This window comes from Xenorhabdus sp. KK7.4, assembly GCF_963876465.1.
GTDB classification, from domain to species: Bacteria; Pseudomonadota; Gammaproteobacteria; order Enterobacterales; family Enterobacteriaceae; genus Xenorhabdus; species Xenorhabdus stockiae.
The window spans coordinates 39,726-58,235 of the sequence record NZ_CAWNQF010000024.1 but is presented as its reverse complement, the minus strand read 5'-3'; the positions used below and the strand labels follow the sequence as shown (position 1 = coordinate 58,235).

General features: G+C 44.0%; 19 protein-coding genes. 12 read left to right on the top strand and 7 right to left on the bottom strand.

Annotation, left to right across the window (positions count from 1 at the left end):
- Nucleotides 1-25 precede the first annotated feature (25 nt).
- A complete protein-coding gene (locus AACS90_RS03985) occupies nucleotides 26-424 on the bottom strand; it encodes an MAPEG family protein (RefSeq protein ID WP_099121794.1) in 399 nt (132 codons plus the stop codon).
- Nucleotides 425-689: 265 nt separating this feature from the next.
- Here AACS90_RS03985 and aspS point away from each other — a divergent pair, with 265 nt between their 5' ends.
- The 7 genes from aspS (at nucleotide 690) to AACS90_RS03950 (ending at nucleotide 6,892) form a co-directional block, all read left to right on the top strand.
- Nucleotides 690-2,459, top strand: a complete 1,770-nt coding sequence (gene aspS / locus AACS90_RS03980; RefSeq protein ID WP_099121793.1) for an aspartate--tRNA ligase — start codon at nucleotides 690-692, stop codon at nucleotides 2,457-2,459.
- The gene (gene nudB, locus AACS90_RS03975) at nucleotides 2,459-2,893 is read left to right on the top strand and encodes a dihydroneopterin triphosphate diphosphatase (RefSeq protein WP_099121792.1); all 435 of its coding nucleotides are present in this window, start codon (nucleotides 2,459-2,461) and stop codon (nucleotides 2,891-2,893) included. The genes aspS and nudB overlap by 1 nt, the downstream gene beginning before the upstream one ends.
- Before the next feature lie 90 nt (nucleotides 2,894-2,983).
- Entirely contained in the window at nucleotides 2,984-3,727 is a 744-nt protein-coding gene (locus tag AACS90_RS03970; protein ID WP_099110169.1) for a YebC/PmpR family DNA-binding transcriptional regulator, read from the top strand.
- A gap of 137 nt (nucleotides 3,728-3,864) precedes the next feature.
- Nucleotides 3,865-4,386, top strand: a complete 522-nt coding sequence (gene ruvC / locus AACS90_RS03965) for a crossover junction endodeoxyribonuclease RuvC (protein WP_099121791.1) — start codon at nucleotides 3,865-3,867, stop codon at nucleotides 4,384-4,386.
- Between the two features lie 91 nt (nucleotides 4,387-4,477).
- Nucleotides 4,478-5,095 carry a Holliday junction branch migration protein RuvA gene (gene ruvA / locus AACS90_RS03960; RefSeq protein ID WP_099110167.1) on the top strand — a complete coding sequence of 206 codons (618 nt, stop codon included), beginning with the start codon at nucleotides 4,478-4,480 and terminating at the stop codon, nucleotides 5,093-5,095.
- A gap of 16 nt (nucleotides 5,096-5,111) precedes the next feature.
- Complete coding sequence (gene ruvB / locus AACS90_RS03955) at nucleotides 5,112-6,119, top strand: Holliday junction branch migration DNA helicase RuvB (protein ID WP_099121790.1); 1,008 nt, start codon at nucleotides 5,112-5,114, stop codon at nucleotides 6,117-6,119.
- Nucleotides 6,120-6,130: 11 nt separating this feature from the next.
- The gene (locus tag AACS90_RS03950) at nucleotides 6,131-6,892 is read left to right on the top strand and encodes an aminoglycoside adenylyltransferase family protein (RefSeq protein ID WP_099121789.1); all 762 of its coding nucleotides are present in this window, start codon (nucleotides 6,131-6,133) and stop codon (nucleotides 6,890-6,892) included.
- 341 nt (nucleotides 6,893-7,233) lie between these two features.
- Here the strand turns inward: AACS90_RS03950 and znuB are convergent, their stop codons facing one another.
- Together znuB and znuC are read right to left on the bottom strand one after the other, a co-directional pair.
- Complete coding sequence (gene znuB, locus AACS90_RS03945; RefSeq protein WP_099110164.1) at nucleotides 7,234-8,019, bottom strand: zinc ABC transporter permease subunit ZnuB; 786 nt, start codon at nucleotides 8,017-8,019, stop codon at nucleotides 7,234-7,236.
- Nucleotides 8,016-8,774, bottom strand: coding sequence for a zinc ABC transporter ATP-binding protein ZnuC (gene znuC, locus AACS90_RS03940; RefSeq protein ID WP_099121788.1), 759 nt, complete (start codon nucleotides 8,772-8,774; stop codon nucleotides 8,016-8,018). Before znuC ends, znuB begins: the two co-directional genes overlap by 4 nt.
- Nucleotides 8,775-8,866: 92 nt before the next feature.
- Here znuC and znuA point away from each other — a divergent pair, with 92 nt between their 5' ends.
- From znuA to lpxM, 3 genes are all read left to right on the top strand, one after another.
- Nucleotides 8,867-9,823 carry a zinc ABC transporter substrate-binding protein ZnuA gene (znuA, locus tag AACS90_RS03935; RefSeq protein WP_099121787.1) on the top strand — a complete coding sequence of 319 codons (957 nt, stop codon included), beginning with the start codon at nucleotides 8,867-8,869 and terminating at the stop codon, nucleotides 9,821-9,823.
- 21 nt (nucleotides 9,824-9,844) lie between these two features.
- Nucleotides 9,845-11,167 (top strand): murein DD-endopeptidase MepM, encoded by a 1,323-nt coding sequence (gene mepM, locus AACS90_RS03930; RefSeq protein WP_099121786.1) that lies wholly within the window; start codon nucleotides 9,845-9,847, stop codon nucleotides 11,165-11,167.
- A gap of 131 nt (nucleotides 11,168-11,298) precedes the next feature.
- Nucleotides 11,299-12,267: a lauroyl-Kdo(2)-lipid IV(A) myristoyltransferase gene (gene lpxM / locus AACS90_RS03925; protein ID WP_099121785.1), complete on the top strand. Its 969-nt coding sequence runs from the start codon at nucleotides 11,299-11,301 to the stop codon at nucleotides 12,265-12,267.
- Nucleotides 12,268-12,467: 200 nt separating this feature from the next.
- On the opposite strand, the gene AACS90_RS03920 is transcribed toward lpxM, so the two are convergent.
- Nucleotides 12,468-12,791 carry an AzlD domain-containing protein gene (locus AACS90_RS03920; RefSeq protein WP_099121784.1) on the bottom strand — a complete coding sequence of 108 codons (324 nt, stop codon included), beginning with the start codon at nucleotides 12,789-12,791 and terminating at the stop codon, nucleotides 12,468-12,470.
- On the bottom strand, nucleotides 12,791-13,453 hold the full coding sequence (locus AACS90_RS03915; RefSeq protein ID WP_099121783.1) for an AzlC family ABC transporter permease: 663 nt from the start codon (nucleotides 13,451-13,453) through the stop codon (nucleotides 12,791-12,793). The genes AACS90_RS03920 and AACS90_RS03915 overlap by 1 nt, the downstream gene beginning before the upstream one ends.
- Before the next feature lie 104 nt (nucleotides 13,454-13,557).
- Here AACS90_RS03915 and AACS90_RS03910 point away from each other — a divergent pair, with 104 nt between their 5' ends.
- Nucleotides 13,558-14,106: a helix-turn-helix domain-containing protein gene (locus AACS90_RS03910; RefSeq protein WP_099121782.1), complete on the top strand. Its 549-nt coding sequence runs from the start codon at nucleotides 13,558-13,560 to the stop codon at nucleotides 14,104-14,106.
- A gap of 53 nt (nucleotides 14,107-14,159) precedes the next feature.
- On the opposite strand, the gene pyk is transcribed toward AACS90_RS03910, so the two are convergent.
- On the bottom strand, nucleotides 14,160-15,602 hold the full coding sequence (gene pyk, locus AACS90_RS03905; protein ID WP_099121781.1) for a pyruvate kinase: 1,443 nt from the start codon (nucleotides 15,600-15,602) through the stop codon (nucleotides 14,160-14,162).
- Nucleotides 15,603-15,787: 185 nt separating this feature from the next.
- Nucleotides 15,788-16,636: a MurR/RpiR family transcriptional regulator gene (locus AACS90_RS03900; protein ID WP_099121780.1), complete on the bottom strand. Its 849-nt coding sequence runs from the start codon at nucleotides 16,634-16,636 to the stop codon at nucleotides 15,788-15,790.
- 393 nt (nucleotides 16,637-17,029) lie between these two features.
- On the opposite strand from AACS90_RS03900, the gene zwf reads away from it, so the two are divergent.
- Nucleotides 17,030-18,508 (top strand): glucose-6-phosphate dehydrogenase, encoded by a 1,479-nt coding sequence (gene zwf, locus AACS90_RS03895; RefSeq protein WP_099121779.1) that lies wholly within the window; start codon nucleotides 17,030-17,032, stop codon nucleotides 18,506-18,508.
- Nucleotides 18,509-18,510: the final 2 nt, after the last annotated feature.

The following is an 18,510-nucleotide window of genomic DNA, read 5'->3' as shown; positions in this document are numbered from 1 at the left end:
TAATAATCAGTCAATTGGGGGCAGGTTACGAATAAGGAGAAAATATTGGCTCCCAGGGCAAATAATATATGTTGACAACAACCATTATGATCATTGACATAAAGGTCGCCCCCATACCCATTCGCCGCCATCGGAGTTCACGCTGCTTTAGGCCATAGAAATGCAATAACCTGCCAGCAAGTAGCAATATTCCGCAAATATGCAGCATCCAGACTGTTGCTCCATTCATCTCCATGACCAGTAACAAAAGTAAGGAAATAGGAATATATTCAACAGCATTACCATGAACGCGAATCGCTGTTTGTAATTCGTAAAAACCGCCATCACCATATGCAACCTGATACTGTGTTCTTAATTTAATCACATCAAGAGACAGTTTAATTAACAATAGTGCGCCCAATACAATATAAAGTGAGCTAACCATTTCTAACTCCATTGCCTAACCCAAAAACGGCTTACTGATGATAAACCTCAAAAGTAAAACTGTCGCTATAAATCATCATATTTAATAATAAATTGGATTTGGTTTATCTGATCGTGAAAATTGTCTTGTCATGAAGCGTGTTATAGCCTTATCTCCGGATAGAATTTCCAGTATAATGGCTTCCTTTTTTGACAATTCTTCCTAAAAGAACAATGCCAAAATTTCCGCAGCAGAATGCATAACGAGCTGAGTAAAAGGATATTGTATGCGTACTAATTATTGTGGGCAGTTGAGCCGGGCCCATGAAGGCCAAAAAGTGACTTTATCAGGTTGGGTAAACCGCCGTCGTGATTTGGGTGGTCTTATTTTTATTGATATGCGAGATCGTGAAGGTATCGTTCAGGTATTTTTTGATCCGGATAGAAAAGACGCATTTGCTCAGGCTTCTGAACTGCGTAATGAGTTTTGTATTCAAATTACCGGGATTGTGCGTGCCCGTCCTGACAGCCAGATCAATAAAGATATGGCGACAGGGGAAATTGAAGTTTTTGCTGAAAGTCTTGAAATCTTCAACCGTTCAGAGCCATTACCGCTGGATAGCAACCAAAACAACAGTGAAGAACAGCGCCTGAAATATCGCTATCTTGATCTGCGTCGCACGGAAATGTCTCAGCGTTTCAAAACCCGGGCAAAAATCACTAGTTTTGTCCGTCGCTTTATGGATGATGCCGGTTTTCTGGATGTGGAAACTCCGATGCTGACTAAAGCAACACCAGAAGGTGCGCGGGATTATCTGGTACCAAGCCGTGTACATAAAGGTAAGTTTTATGCACTGCCTCAGTCTCCACAGCTGTTCAAGCAATTGCTGATGATGTCCGGTTTTGACCGTTATTATCAAATCGTCAAATGTTTCCGTGATGAAGACCTGCGTGCTGATCGTCAGCCAGAATTCACTCAGATTGATGTTGAAACTTCATTTATGACCGCTGAACAGGTTCGCGAAATCATGGAAAAAATGATCCGTGAACTGTGGCTGGAAATTCGTGGTGTCGATTTGGGGACTTTCCCTATCATGACGTTCGCTGAAGCTATGCGCCGCTTTGGTTCGGACAAACCGGATCTGCGTAACCCGCTGGAATTAGTTGATGTTGCTGATTTGGTTAAAGACGTTGAATTTGCTGTTTTCGCTGAACCGGCAAATAACCCTAAAGGGCGTGTAGCAACCATTCGTGTACCGGGTGGCGCTGAGCTGAGCCGCAAACAGATAGATGAATACGGCAAGTTTGTCGGGATCTATGGCGCGAAAGGATTGGCATGGATGAAGGTTAATAACCGTGCCGCTGGTCTGGAAGGTGTTCAAAGTCCGATTGCCAAGTTCCTGTCCGCAGAAGTGGTTGAGGGCTTGTTGTCCCGTACTAATGCACAAGACGGAGATATTCTGTTCTTCGGTGCTGATCAGAAAAATATCGTTACCGATGCCATGGGCGCACTGCGCCTGAAAGTGGGTCGTGACCTGAACCTGACTGACCTGACCAGCTGGAAACCGCTTTGGGTTGTTGATTTCCCAATGTTTGAAGGCGATGGAGAAGGTGGTCTGGCTGCAATGCACCATCCATTTACTTCTCCATGCGATATGTCTGCTGAAGATCTGGAAAGTAACCCTGAATCTGCTATTGCGAATGCATATGATATGGTTATCAATGGCTACGAAGTGGGTGGTGGTTCAGTCCGTATCCATCGTAATGAAATGCAGCAGGCGGTATTCCGCATTCTGGGTATCACCGAAGAAGAGCAACAGGAAAAATTCGGTTTCCTTCTGAATGCCCTGAAATATGGCACGCCTCCTCATGCAGGGCTGGCTTTTGGTCTGGATCGCCTCGTCATGTTGCTGACGAATACTGATAATATCCGTGATGTGATTGCATTCCCGAAAACAACCGCAGCAGCATGTCTGATGACTGAAGCACCGGGTTATGCAAGTTCGGCAGCACTGGAAGAGTTAGCTATTTCGGTTACTAAAAAAGAGAGCGAATAATGGATTACAAGCGCCCTGAATCTGTATTGGTTGTTATTTATGCTGCCGATAGCAAAAGGGTGCTGATGTTACAACGGCGGGACGATCCTGATTTCTGGCAATCCGTTACGGGGAGCCTCGAAGAGAACGAAAAGCCGTATGAAGCAGCGTTGCGTGAAGTACAGGAAGAGATCGGGATTGATATTATCAGTGCCAATCTTGAACTGATAGATTGTCAGCGCAGCCTCTATTATGAGATTTTCTCACATTTACGTTATCGATATGCTCCCGGGGTAACACGGAACAAAGAACACTGGTTTTTGCTGCCGTTGCCCGGGGAGTGCGAGATCCTGCTGACAGAGCATCTGGCTTATCAATGGCTGGCAGTGGAAAAAGCTGCCAGCCTGACTAAGTCATGGAGTAATCAGCAGGCAATTGAAGAGTTTGTTATTTAGTCTGCTAAACCTGACAGATTTCACTTTACCGCAGATAAAGCAGGTAAACTGAATGATGAAGGGCACAGACGTTTTATCGGAGATATTTTCATGGCAGGTCATAGTAAGTGGGCCAATACGAAGCACCGTAAAGCGGCGCAGGATGCAAAACGCGGTAAAATTTTCACTAAAATTATCCGTGAGTTAGTCACTGCGGCACGTTTGGGTGGCGGTGATCCTGATTCTAACCCACGTCTTCGCGCAGCGATTGACAAGGCGCTGTCCAATAACATGACTCGTGATACCTTAAACCGTGCTATTGCCCGTGGTGTGGGTAATGACGAGTCAGATAACATGGAAACCATCATTTATGAAGGTTATGGCCCGGGTGGCACAGCCGTTATGGTTGAGTGCCTGAGTGATAACCGTAACCGTACAGTTTCCGATGTTCGTCACGCATTCACCAAAACAGGCGGTAATTTGGGTACGGATGGTTCTGTTGCTTATCTGTTCACCAAAAAGGGTGTTATTTCCTATGCGCCGGGTCTGGATGAAGATGCTGTGATGGAAGCGGCTTTGGAAGCAGGCGCTGATGATGTTGAAACTTATGATGATGGTGCGATTGATGTCTATACTACACCAGAGAGTTTTGGTGAGGTTAAAGATGCGCTGGATGCAGCGGGTTTCAAGGCTGATTCTGCCGAAGTTTCCATGATCCCATCGACGAAAGCAGAACTGGACGCAGAAACTGCACCTAAATTACTTCGTCTGATTGATATGCTTGAAGACTCTGACGACGTTCAAGAAGTTTATCACAATGGTGAAATTTCTGATGAAGTTGCAGCCTTGCTGTAATTAACATTAGGGTTCACAGCGTAGAGAAAGTGCACCTCATGTCAGGGCACTTTCTCTAACGTTTTTATTTCATGCATTCTTATTCCGGATTTTTTTATTCCATAGTTTTTATTCCATACAACAGGTGAATAAACAGCATGGCGGTTATTCTTGGTATAGACCCTGGTTCCAGAGTGACAGGGTATGGTGTTATCCGCCAGCAGGGACGACAGCTTATTTATCTTGGCAGCGGTTGTATCCGGACAAAAGTTGATGATCTTCCCGGTCGTTTACAGCGAATCTATGCAGGTGTTGCTGAAATAATCACTCAATTCCAACCTGATGTTTTCGCAATAGAGCAAGTTTTTATGGCGAAAAATGCAGATTCAGCCTTAAAACTTGGGCAGGCGCGTGGTGTCGCTATTGTTGCGGCAGTTAATGAATCCATTCCTGTATTTGAGTATGCAGCACGTCAGGTGAAACAAACGGTTGTGGGCACCGGCGCAGCAGATAAAAGTCAGGTTCAGCATATGGTTCGTTCAATGCTGAAATTATCAGCCAATCCACAGGCTGATGCAGCAGATGCTTTAGCGATTGCGATTACACATTGTCATATGAGCCAGAATTTACTCCGTATGGGCAATGCGAGGTTAAATTTAGCGCGAGGGCGTTTGAAATAACCTTTCAATTGTTTTGGCTGGATATGCATCCAGCTTTTTTTATGCTATAAGCTTTATCGAATCATTTATTTTTATTTTCAGGGGGTAAGTAGTGATAGGGCGTTTGAGAGGAACTGTATTGGAAAAACAGCCACCACTGGTTTTGTTAGAAACGAATGGTGTAGGTTATGAAGTTCATATGCCAATGACCTGCTTCTATGAACTACCTGAAATTGGTCAGGAAGCCATATTATTCACTCAGTTCATTGTACGGGAAGATGCTCAACTCCTATATGGGTTTAATGATAAGCAAGAGCGTGCTCTTTTCCGTGAACTGATTAAAGTCAATGGCGTCGGGCCAAAACTGGCACTGGCGATCCTTTCTGGTATGTCCGCTCAGCAATTTGTTACTGCTATTGAGCAGGAGGCTATTTCTTCTCTGGTTAAATTACCGGGAGTTGGTAAAAAAACAGCGGAAAGATTAGTCGTAGAAATGAAAGATCGTTTTAAAGGGCTTAATGGCGATCTGTTCAATCAAAATAGCGATATTAATTTGCCAGCAGCAACACAACCGGCTAATTCCGATGCTGATATTGAAGCAGAAGCTGCGGCAGCTCTGGTTTCACTGGGATATAAACCACAGGAAGCAAGCCGGATGGTCAGCAAAGTGGCTAAACCGGGTGCAGATTGTGAAACCCTTATCCGAGAAGCGCTTCGTGCGGCTCTGTAATTGCAGGAGTTAAGTGATGATTGAAGCTGATCGTCTGGTTTCAGCAGAAATTCTGCAAGATGATGAGGCGGTTGATCGCGCTATCAGGCCAAAATTCTTATCTGAGTATGTTGGTCAGCCCCATGTCTGTGAGCAAATGGAGATTTTTATTCAGGCTGCACGGCAGAGGGGGGATGCGTTAGATCACTTGCTGATTTTTGGCCCTCCAGGATTGGGTAAAACTACGCTGGCGAATATCGTTGCCAACGAAATGGGTGTGAATCTGCGTACAACTTCAGGACCAGTATTGGAAAAAGCGGGTGATCTCGCTGCGATGCTGACGAACCTTGAACCCCATGACGTTCTGTTTATTGACGAAATCCACCGTTTATCTCCGGTTGTAGAAGAAATTCTTTATCCGGCGATGGAAGACTATCAGTTGGATATCATGATTGGCGAAGGGCCGGCTGCCCGTTCAATCAAGATTGATTTGCCTCCGTTTACATTAGTCGGCGCTACAACCCGCGCAGGCTCTTTAACTTCTCCTTTGCGTGATCGATTTGGTATCGTCCAGCGCCTTGAGTTTTATAACGTCGATGATCTGCAAAGTATCGTTTCCCGTAGTGCCCGTTATATGGGGTTGGAGATTTCAGACGATGGAGCAAGGCAAATTGCCATGCGTTCCCGTGGAACTCCGCGTATCACAAACCGTTTGCTGCGGCGGGTACGTGACTTTGCTCAGGTAAAAGGCGATGGTTCAGTTGACAATGATATCGCCGCTAAAGCCCTTGATATGCTGAATGTGGATTCAGCGGGTTTTGATTATCTTGACCGCAAATTACTGGTTGCCATTATCGATAAATTTATGGGCGGCCCGGTTGGTTTGGATAACATCGCCGCAGCTATTGGTGAAGAGCGGGAAACCATAGAAGATGTTCTGGAGCCTTTTCTGATACAGCAGGGTTTTATCCAGCGTACACCTCGGGGCCGAATAGCAACTAACCATGCTTACCGGCATTTTGGTTTGAGCAAAGAAAACGAGTAAAAATTACATTAATGACTACTCCTCCTGAAGCAGATAATGCATTGTTAATCCTCCAGAATAGATTAGCGGGATCGCTGGTGGCTGTTTACCTTCATGGATCGGCTGTGGCAGGAGGTCTTCGCCCAAACAGTGACGTAGATTTACTGGTAGTCACTAATGAACCGCTGACGTCTGAAATCCGGGAATGTCTTGCTACTGATTTAATGCTGATATCGGGCCGATATCCTTCTGATCCTGATGGACGTCGTCCGGTTGAACTGATTGTTTTCCTGTGCACTGATCTGAGAGCATCGAATTATCCAGCCCGAAGTGAGTTCATGTATGGCGAATGGCTACGTCATCAATATGAAGAAGGAAAAATGCTTAAATCTGTTTGTGATCCGGAACTAACTTTAGTGTTGGCTCAGTCACGACAGGAAGCGCTCCCTCTGATTGGCCCACCCGTAAGTGATCTAATTCCAGTTATTCCAAAGTCAGAGATTCGTCGGGCTATTAAAGATGTTCTGCCGGGGTTAATTGAAACCTTACAGGGAGATGAACGTAATGTTTTGTTAACGCTGGCGCGTATGTGGAGAACGTTAGTTACCGGAGAGTTTGTTCCTAAGAATATCGCTGCTGACTGGGCGGCGGCACGTCTTCCCGTTATACAATCCACAGTCTTGGCTGATGCGCGGAAGGCTTATTTGAGTGGGAATGAAGAAGATTGGCAGAGTCGTCAGCAGGAACTCCATATTACGATAAGTTCGCTGCGTGACTGTGTGCTGAAGAGTTAATAATGTACCAATGGATCATGCAGGCCCAAGACACGATAGCATGTATTATTTTGCAGAAAGAAGCATCACGAAAATTGTTGACTTAATTAAACTGGAATATGAGTCAGAACGGTTAAAAAATATTGGCGAGTTGCTCATATCTCTAGATGAAGATAATATGTTGTCATAATTGAATTTATAAAAGACATTGTTTTTTATAGTGAAAAATTATATTGGTAAGGAATGAAGTTATTGATGTTGATTAGTCTTGAAATTCACTTGGCGAGTAAATTTAATGTTGATTTAAATAAAAGGGCCATAATTATTTAAATTATGACCCAACTATTTATTTGATTAAAAAATTAACTTTTTGCCTTACAAGTTAAACTTAAAGCAAATAATACCGCAGCACAAAGCACAACAGAAGGCCCTGCTGGTGTATTATAAAACGCGGATAAAGTCAATCCGCCGGTAACGGAAAACATACCTATACCAATTGCACAAATTGCCATCTGTTCAGGTGTGCGAGCAAAACGACGAGCAGTAGCTGCCGGGATAATAAGTAAGGAAGTGATTATCAACGCTCCGACGAATTTCATTGCCAGCCCGATAGTCAGTGCAGTGACCAGCATCAACAATACACGTAACCGCTGAATATTAACTCCATCAACGAAAGCCAGATCCTGACTGACGGTCATCGACAGTAAAGCGCGCCATTGCCATGCCAGTAACCCTGCCACAATAACAACGCCTGCCGTAATCAGCCAGAGGTCTTCATACGTTACAGAAAGTAGGTCACCGAACAAATAAGCCATCAGATCAACGCGGATGCCGCTCATAAAGCTGACAACCACTAAACCCAGTGATAATGCACTATGAGCCATAATGCCCAGTAATGTATCAACGGCTAATTGTGGTCGTTTTTCCAGCCATACCAGAATAACAGCCAGTATCAGTGTCACTGCAATCACCGCATAAAACGGATTCACATCTAACAGGAAGCCGAATGCCACACCAAGCAGTGAAGCATGGGCCAGTGTATCGCCAAAATAGGACATTCTGCGCCAGACAACAAAAGAGCCAAGAGGCCCTGCGGCAATCGCCAATAAAACTCCGGCTAGCCAGCCCGGAAATAGTAGTTCGATCATTGGCGAGGCTCTCCACCCTTTTTCAAAATAATTTTCCCTCTTAAATCGTGATGATGATTATGATGGTGGCGATAAACTGCCAGCTGTTCGGCACCGCGGTGACCAAACATGGCAATAAATTCCGGATGCATGGATACCACTTCTGGGGTACCTGAGCAGCAAATGTGTTGATTAAGGCATAAAACCTCGTCTGTTTTCGCCATCACCAAGTGCAGGTCATGCGATACCATAAGGACAGCGCAATTTAGTTCTGTTCTGATTTGATTAATTAAATCATAAAGTGCTAATTGACCATTCACATCCACACCTTGTGTCGGTTCATCGAGAACCAGCAGTTGAGGATGATTGAGTAATGCTCTGGCGAGCAAAACTCGTTGAGTTTCTCCTCCTGATAGTTTTTGCATGGGTTGCTGCAATAAATGAGCAGCTTTGACTCGTTCTAAAACAGGGGTGATATCGGTTGATTTAACCCCCGGTTTAAGCATCATGAAACGTTTAACAGTCAAAGGAAGAGTAGGGTCAAGATTTAATTTTTGTGGAACGTATCCTATCCTTAGTGTTTGGTTGTGCTCAATGACACCGGAAGTAGGACGAATTAATCCTAGAACAATGCGTACTAACGTTGATTTACCGGCTCCATTTGGGCCGATTAACGTCAGGATCTTACCTTGTGTAAGGCTGAAAGAAATATTGTTTAATACCGTGCGGCTACCAAACTTAACCGTAATGTTTTTCAGGGTGATCATAATTGGCATGTTACATAACAGGCATGTTAAAAGTGTCTTGCAGAATCATTGGAATGTTATAATATAACATTTTTAGATTCTATGCATGGGATATTCATAATATGTTACACAAACCACACAGATACGCGCATACATTTTTTCGTCAGGCAGCTCTGATTTCTGTGCTGACCGCGGGTATTAATTATTCTGCACAGGCGGATGTTGTCACATCTATTCGTCCTCTGGGCTTTATTGCTGCAGCTATTGCTGATGGTGTAACAGAGACGCAGGTACTTTTGCCTGATGGCGCCTCTCCACATGATTACGCTTTAAGGCCTTCGGATATCCGCAAACTTGATCAGGCGGATTTGGTTGTCTGGATTGGCCCGGATATGGAAACATTTTTAGCGAAGCCAATAGAGAAAATTGCACAAAATAAACAACTGGAATTGGCTAATTTACCTACCATCAAACCTTTATTACTGAAAAATAGCGAAGATAACCATGATTCAGATGAATCGAATCAGCATAAACATGAAACAGATCACGAACATCATCACCATGGCCAATATAATATGCATATTTGGTTGTCACCAAACATTGCACAGAAGGCGGCTCAGGCGATATATACCCGTCTTGTCGAGCGATATCCTCAACATAAGCAACAATTAGAAGTAAACCTACGTAAATTCAATGGACAGCTTGTACAAACTGACAAGAATATTACAGATATGCTAAAACCCGCGTTAGGGAAGGGGTATTTCGTTTTTCATGACGCTTATGGCTACTTTGAAAAACATTATAAGTTGACACCGTTGGGTGTTTTTACTGTGAACCCTGAAATACAACCCGGTGCGCAGAGATTACATAACATACGAACACAATTGGTTGAGCAAAAAGCGAAGTGTATTTTTGCTGAGCCTCAATTCAGGCCAGCCGTCATTCATGCCGTTGCAAAAGGTACTGATGTACGTATTGGAACACTTGACCCATTGGGAAGCGGCATTGTATTGAATAAAGACAGTTATATGAAATTTATAACTCAGTTGTCAGAACAATACTCGAGCTGCCTGAATTAATATAATAAGGAATTATAAATAGTGCAGCAGATGGTTAAAACTATCGTTCTGGTATATAACAACCTGCCTAGACCACACAAAATCATGCTTGGTTCTTTGACGTTGGTCACTTTAGCTGTGGCTGTGTGGCGTCCGGTTGTTTATCACGAACAAGAAGAAAGAATGGAAAGATCCGGGAGTATCACCATCACAGCTCCCAGCACTATCCCTGATGCAACAGATGACACGATTGGTGATAGTAATGAGCAGTTCTCTGATGAAGGGATCAGAGATGAGGAAAATGAATCGGAACCAGCTGTAAATGTTCCTCATAAATATGTTGTTTCCAGTGGTGATACCTTAAGTTCTATTTTAAATCAGTTTGGTATTGATTCGTCCGATATTGCTTTATTGGCGAATCAGAATAAGGCACTGCGTGGCCTGAATATTGGTCAGTCATTATCATGGACTGTCGATGAAAACGGTAGTCTGAAAACGTTAACATGGGGAATGTCGCGTCGTGAGACACGGGTTTATACTCGTGAAGGTGATATCTTCAAAGAAACAAAAGAGTTTCAGAAAGGTGAGTGGGTAAACAGTGTCATAAAAGGCGCTGTGAATGGTAACTTTACCGGAAGTGCTTTAGCCGCAGGGTTAACCAGCAGCGAAGCAAGGGATGTGACTAAAGCACTTCAATGGCAGATTGATTTCCGCAAGCTGCGAAAAGGTGATCAGTTTTCTGTATTACTGTCCCGCGAAATGCTTGGTGGAAAAAGTGAACAGAGCCAGCTATTGGGTGTTCGCTTACGAAGTGGTGGTAACGACTATTATGCATTCCGGGCTGATGATGGTCGTTTTTACGATAGTAATGCGTCTGGTTTGGAGCGTGGTTTTTTACGTTTCCCAACAACAAAACAATTCCGGGTCTCTTCTCCTTTTAATCCGCGTCGTTTAAATCCTGTCACGGGAAGAGTGACAGCTCATAGAGGCGTTGATTTTGCCATGCCTGTAGGAACACCTGTTCTGGCTGTTGGTGATGGCGAAGTTATTGTTGCTAAATTTGATGGTGCAGCAGGTAATTTCATTGCTATCCGGCATGGTCGTCAGTACACAACCCGGTATATGCACTTAAGAAAGCTATTGGTAAAACCGGGCCAAAAAGTGAAACGTGGCGAACGTATTGGTTTGTCGGGTAACACCGGCCGCACAACTGGTCCTCATTTGCATTTTGAATTCTGGGATAATCAGCAGCCGGTGAATCCATTGACTGCAAAATTACCTCGTTCCGGCGGATTAAGTGGTAAAGATCGTTCGGAATATATTGCGATGGTTAAGGAGCTTAAACCGCAACTATCACTAAATTAAAAATCCAGATTGTTAACACATAAAAGCGGATGATTGGTATCATCCGCTTTTATCTTTTATGTTATATTTGTTGACAACAGATTGAAAACAAATGATTTGGAAGTTTATGTTGGAGCCAGCAGAGTTAGCTCATGAATAAAGAAAAAGATACAGATAGCAAACTGGGTTATATCCCAACGTTTCATTTATCCTATTTGCACCCTCGTTATTGGGGAATTTGGGCTGGTGTTGGAATATTGGCAGGTTTGGCTTATATCCCCGCTAAATGGCGTGACCCTTTGCTGGCTAAAATAGGCGTTTTTGCTGGTCGTAAAGCAAAAAGTGCCCGGCGAAGAGCGAAGATTAATCTGTTGTATTGTTTTCCTGAATTATCAGAACAACAGCATGAAATATTAATCGACAAAATGTTCGCAACAGCGCCACAATCTTTTGTTATGCTTGCCGAGCTTTGCCTGAGAGGTGTGGAGCCTACACTCCAACGTACTCAGTGGCATGGAGAGGAAATCACTCAGGCTTTAAAAGAACAGGGCAAAAATGTAATTTTTATGATCCCACATGGCTGGGCTATCGATATTCCGGCCATGTTACTGGCTGCTCGGGGTCAACCAATATCAGGCATGTTTCATCACCAGAGTAATCCGGTGGCTGATTATTTATGGAACAAGGCGCGTTGCTATTTTGGCGGACGCTTACATTCCCGTGATGCGGGGATAAAGCCTTTTATTGCATCTGTGCGTCAGGGGTATTGGGGATATTATCTTCCGGATCAGGATCATGGCGAAGAACACAGTGAGTTTGTCGATTTTTTTGCAACTTATAAAGCTACGCTGCCTGCTGTCGGACGCCTGATGAAAGTGTGTAAAGCGGCAATTGTTCCTTTGTTCCCGGTTTATAACTGTGAAACGCATCAACTGGATATTTATATTCGTCCACCGATGGACGATATAGCAGGGCAGGATGATGCTTATATCGCCCGCCGTATGAATCAGGAGTTGGAAGAATTGGTGAAGCCTAATCCTGAGCAATATACTTGGATATTGAAACTGCTTAAAACCCGTAAAGAGGGTGATATCGAGCCTTATAAAAGGAAAGATATTTGATTTAATATACACAATGGATTTCAAGATGTGTCGCGGCGGCAAGGGAATGAATCCCCGGGAGCATAGATAACGATGTGACTGGGGTGAACGAGCGCAGCCAACAAAGAGGCAACTTGAAAGACGAAGTGTATAACAATCAGGGGTAGAAGCCGCCCCTGATTATTATCGAGTAAAGATTATTCTGTAAATTTAAGCGCTTTTTAGTTTATTCCTGCATAGCGCAGTAATGCTGTTATGAACGCCGCCGATAGAATTACCACAATTAACGGCACTTTTCTCCAGGCCAGAAATACCGCGATAACAACACCCAATACACGCGCCATACCTGCAAAATGTTCACCTTCGTAGACGGTTGCAGCCAGTGCTACAGCGAACAACAATGTGGTTGCTGCATCAGAAAGTAGTGCCTGAGAACGCTCAGATAAAGCTAACTTATTACCCAGCTTTGCTCCACCGAAACGCATTAAATAAGTGCCCAGCGATAGTATTGCAATACCAATAATAATCAGAGAGTAATCAGCCATTATTTTTTCCTCGCGAATAAGCCCAATAACGACAGCAGAACAGGTAAACCCACGGGTATAAAAGGTACAACGGAAAGTGAAAGTGCTGCTCCGCTGGAAGCACGAATAAGAGATGTTTTATTCTTGAATGCAGGGATCACCATTGCCAGTAATATGGTTGGAAAGACTGCATCTAGACCAATCGTTTCTGGTGCAGGAATAAATTTGCCAACTGTACCGCCAATAAGAACACCTAAGGGCCAGAATAGAGCGACTCCGATACCACAAAACCAGTATGCGGCCTTACGTTGTTCGGGAGTCGACTGTGACATGCCGAATACCACACTCTCATCGTTCATAATATGGCAGCCGAAAAACTTTGCTGTACCTTTTCCGACTAATTCGCGTACCGCTACACCAAAAGGTAAATGACGCGCATTTACCAATAAACCCGCCGCTGCCGCAGCAAGTGGATTACCACCACTGGCAATAATACCGATAAACATAAACTCAGATGCGCCTGCCAGCACGAATGTGGATAACACAAGAGGAAGCCATAATGGAAAGCCATAAGCAATGGCGAGCGATCCGTAAGAAACGCCAACAACGCCGACAGCCAGATAAACCAGAAATATTGCTTTTTTTATCTCTCCTGACAAACAGGAAAAATGGTGTGTGAACATATACGTTTACCCATATCGAACAAAATTACATTATAATGAACATTATTAAAATGTAGGTCAAGATGAACATTTTGTTCATTATAATGAACAATGGAGCAACAATAATGACACAGCCAATCAGCATAATTGCGAAGAGTTTAGTTCGTGAACGTGCACGAAGCGGTCTTTCACTGACGGAAGTAGCGCGGCGCGCAGGTATTGCCAAATCTACACTTTCACAGCTGGAAGCAGGGAATGGGAATCCCAGTCTTGAAACGCTTTGGGCATTGTGTGTGGCATTAAATATTCCTTTTGCCCGTTTGCTGGAACCTCAAAGTAATAAAACGCAAGTGATTCGACGTGGTGAAGGAACTAAAGTCACGGCTGAACAGGCAAACTATCAGGCAACTTTATTGGCAACCTGTCCACCGGGCGCCCGTCGCGATATCTATTTGCTGATGACTCAGCCGGGAGCAGATCGCCTTTCAGATCCGCATCCAGCCGGTTCGGTAGAACATATTATTGTCACGAAAGGACGAGCTTTGGTGGGGCTAACAGAAGCCCCGGAAGAATTAAGTGAAGGCGATTACATCTGTTATCCGGCAGATCAGGAGCATATATTTAAAGCACTGGAACCGGATACACAGGCGATATTAGTCGCTGAACAGAATTAATATTATTTTGTTATTCTGCGCGTTTTTGAGATCGCGCAGAATAAGTATTTGCGTTATTCGACTTCAAGCACTCGGCAAGTATTGGTACTGCCGATAGTTCCCATCTGATCCCCCTGAGTGACCAGCACCAAATCGCCAGAGGCTAAGTAACCTCTGTCACGCAGACGGCTGACTGCTTCACTCGCCGCGGCAATACCATCAATGTGGCTGCTACAATAAACCGGTGTGACACCACGGTATAATGCGGTACGGTTCAGTGTTGATTCATGGCGTGACATAGAGAAAATAGGCAGACCGGAGCTGATACGTGACATCATACGTGCTGTACGACCTGATTCGGTCATGGCGATAATGGCTTTGACCCCTTTCAGATGATTGGCTGCATACATGGCAGACATTGAGATAGCTTCTTCAATGCTGTCAAATGTGATATCCATCCGATGCTTGGATGCATTGATCCCCGGCATTTTTTCTGCACCCAGGCAGACTTGAGCCATTGCCGCAACAGTTTCCGCTGGATATTGACCCGCCGCTGTTTCCGCAGATAGCATAACCGCATCAGTACCATCAAGGACGGCATTGGCAACATCCATCACTTCCGCCCGTGTTGGCATTGGGTTGGTAATCATCGATTCCATCATTTGAGTCGCTGTGATTACGACACGATTCAGTTGACGGGCACGACGAATAAGTTTTTTCTGAACTCCAACTAATTCAGGGTCGCCGATTTCAACACCCAAATCGCCACGTGCTACCATGACTACATCAGATGCCAGAATAATTTCATCGATAATCTCATCACTGCTGACCGCTTCAGCACGTTCTACTTTGGCTACAATTTGTGTTTCACAACCAGCGTCCCGTGCCAGCCGGCGGGCATAATTCAGATCTTCACCAGAGCGGGGGAAAGATACCGCGAGATAATCAACGCCGATTTTTGCGGCAGTGATAATGTCTTCTTTGTCTTTTTCTGTCAGTGCTTCGGCAGATAAGCCGCCACCCTGTTTATTAATACCTTTGTTATTGGAAAGCGGGCCGCCTACAGTCACTTCTGTAAATACTTTCATGCCCTGCACATCAAGTACTTTCAATTGAACTCGTCCATCATCCAGCAACAGAATATTGCCGGTTGTAACATCTGATGGCAGTCCTTTGTAATCAATTCCGACTTTTTCTTTATCGCCTTCTCCTTTGCCTAAGTTGGCATCAAGCAGGAATTTATCCCCGATATTGAGGAATATTTTCCCTTCTTTAAACGTCGATATACGTATTTTAGGGCCTTGTAGATCACCAAGGATAGCGACATGGCAACCCAGCCTGGCTGCGATTTCCCGTACTTTATTTGCGCGCAGGATATGATCTTCTGCGGTACCATGAGAAAAATTAAGGCGGACAACATTGGCTCCCGCATTGATCACTTTCTCTAAATTGTTGTCACGATCTGTAGCGGGACCAAGTGTAGTGACGATTTTAGTTCTTCTGAGCCGTCTGGACATGTATTACTCCGTTGACCTGTAAAGTATGGATGCTTGATTACCGTGAGATAACCATACAACTTTTTTGATTATCAACCCCGCAATATGTGTAATATGCATAATATTGACGGGGATAAACTTTCCATTATGCTATCAGGCTGGAGAGTTGATAAATAGTGAACAAAAACACAGTCTATTTTTATGCTTTAGTCGTGCTTATCAAACCGCGAATTGCGTAATGCTTCCTTGACTTTCTTCAAGTTATCTCTGAATTTTGAACCTCTGCGCAATGTAAAACCCGTTGCCAGCACATCAATGATGGTAAGCTGAGCAATCCGGGAAACCATTGGCATATAAATATCAGTATCTTCGGGAACATCCAGCAGAATAGAGAGAGTGGCTTCCTGTGCCAGCAGGGAACCCGTTGAGGTAATGGCAATAACTGTTGCGTCATTTTCACGGGCCAGTCTGGCCAGTTCCACCAGATTTTTAGTCCGTCCTGTATGAGAGATCAGCACGACAACATCACCTTCAGTACTGTTGATGCAGCTCATTCGCTGCATAACGACATCATCAAAATAGCTGACGGGAATGTTAAAGCGGAAAAATTTGTTCATGGCATCGTGTGCGACAGCAGCAGAAGCGCCCAGACCAAAAAAAGAGAGTTTCCTTGCCTGTGTCAGAAGGTCAACAGCACGGTTAATGGTTGTGATATCCAGATTACTCTTGACTGTTTCCAGATTAGCCATCACCGATTCAAAAATTTTATTGGTATAAGAGGTGACGCTGTCACTTTCTTCCACATTGCGATTTACATAAGGAGTGCCATTCGCCAGACTTTGTGCCAAATGCAGTTTAAAATCAGGAAAGCCTTTGGTATTCAGGCGACGGCAAAAACGATTAACCGTAGGTTCACTGACATTCGCCATTTTTGCCAGAGTAGCGATACTTGAATGAATGGCAGTATTGGGTGAATCGAGAATGACCTGCGCAACCTTTTTCTCAGACTTACTCAAAACATCAAGGCTATTTTGGAGCCGTTCCAGTGTGTTCATAAGACGCAGTTAAACCTCGGTTTTAACGATTTCATTAACAGGGGAAATCTATGTAATTTTCGTGAAAATATACTACTTGTTATTGAAAGCTGGCAGAGGTAAAAGTCAATAACTTGATATTTTTCATGAAAATATGACAAACATCTAACTTTCAACTTGGTAAGATTACTTCTTATTCGTAGTAAATTTTCACCTGATTACCACTTTTCGCTGCAAATATCATTCATAATACAAGATGAAATGTAAAAATTTATACACAATGAGTCAGGTAGTAAGATTCATGCAGGCCATCATGATCGAGGAATGAAGTATTTACTGCATATAACCAAAAGAGTACATTACCTGCAATTTCTGTAAAAAAATTACAATATCCCGTAATTGAGGAGATGCAAAATGGCGGTGACGTCTACAGCTCAGGCTTGTGATTTGGTGATTTTTGGGGCAAAAGGAGACTTAGCACGCCGGAAATTAATGCCTTCCCTTTATCAGCTGGAGAAAGCGGGTTATATCCATCCGGATACCCGTATTATCGGGGTTGGTCGTGCTGACTGGGATAAAAAAGCCTATACAAAGTTGGTTGAAGAAGCATTAACAACATTTATGTCCGAAAAACTGGACCCGGAATTATGGAAGAAACTCAGTTCGCGTCTGGAATTCTGTAATCTGGATGTCAACGAGACGGAACATTTCTCCCGACTGGCGAAAATTCTCAATCAGGATAAATTACCTGCCATTCATTACTTTGCTATGCCTCCAAACACCTTTGGCTCTGTCTGCCATGGGTTGGGTGTTGCGGGATTGAATAAAGAACCCAATCGTGTCGTGATGGAAAAACCATTGGGTACAGATCTTGCCTCTTCTCGTGCTATCAATGATGAAGTAGCAAAATATTTCAGTGAAAACCAAATTTACCGTATCGACCATTATCTGGGTAAAGAAACCGTACTGAACCTGCTGGCGTTACGTTTTGCTAACTCTTTGTTTGTTAATAACTGGGATCATCGCACGATAGATCATGTGCAAATTACAGTTGCTGAAGAGGTTGGTATCGAAGGGCGCTGGGGGTATTTCGATCAGGCCGGTCAGATGCGGGATATGATCCAGAATCATTTGCTGCAAATCCTGACCATGATTGCTATGTCACCTCCGTCTGATTTGTCGGCAGATCGTATTCGTGATGAAAAAGTTAAAGTGCTTCGTTCATTACGCCGGATTGACCATACTAATGTACGGGAAAAAACAGTTCGCGGGCAATATACCGCCGGATTTGTTCATGGTAAAAAGGTTCCGGGTTATCTGGAAGAAGAAGGGGCAAACAAGGCCAGCAAAACGGAATCTTTTGTTTCGGTTCGTGTCGATATTGATGACTGGCGTTGGTCGGGTGTGCCTTTCTACCTGAGAACGGGTAAACGCTTACCGGCGAAATGCTCTGAGGTTGTGGTTTATTTTAAAGAGCCAGCGTTAAATCTGTTTGCTGGCTCCTCCTATCAGCAGTTACCTCAAAATAAGTTGACTATCCGTTTGCAACCGGATGAAGGTATTGATATTGAAGTGCTGAATAAAGCTCCGGGGCTGGAGCACAAGCACCGTTTACAGACAACAAAACTTGATTTGAGCTTCTCTGAAACATTCAATCAAACCCACCTTGCTGATGCTTATGAGCGATTATTGCTGGAAGCAATGCGCGGTATTCAGGCACTGTTCGTCCGTCGGGATGAAGTGGAAGAAGCCTGGAAATGGGTTGATTCCATTATGGAAGCATGGGCGGCGGATAACGAACCTCCAAAACCTTATCAGGCAGGAACCTGGGGACCGGTTGCCTCTATTGCGATGATCACCCGAGATGGGCGCTCATGGAATGAATTTGAATAACT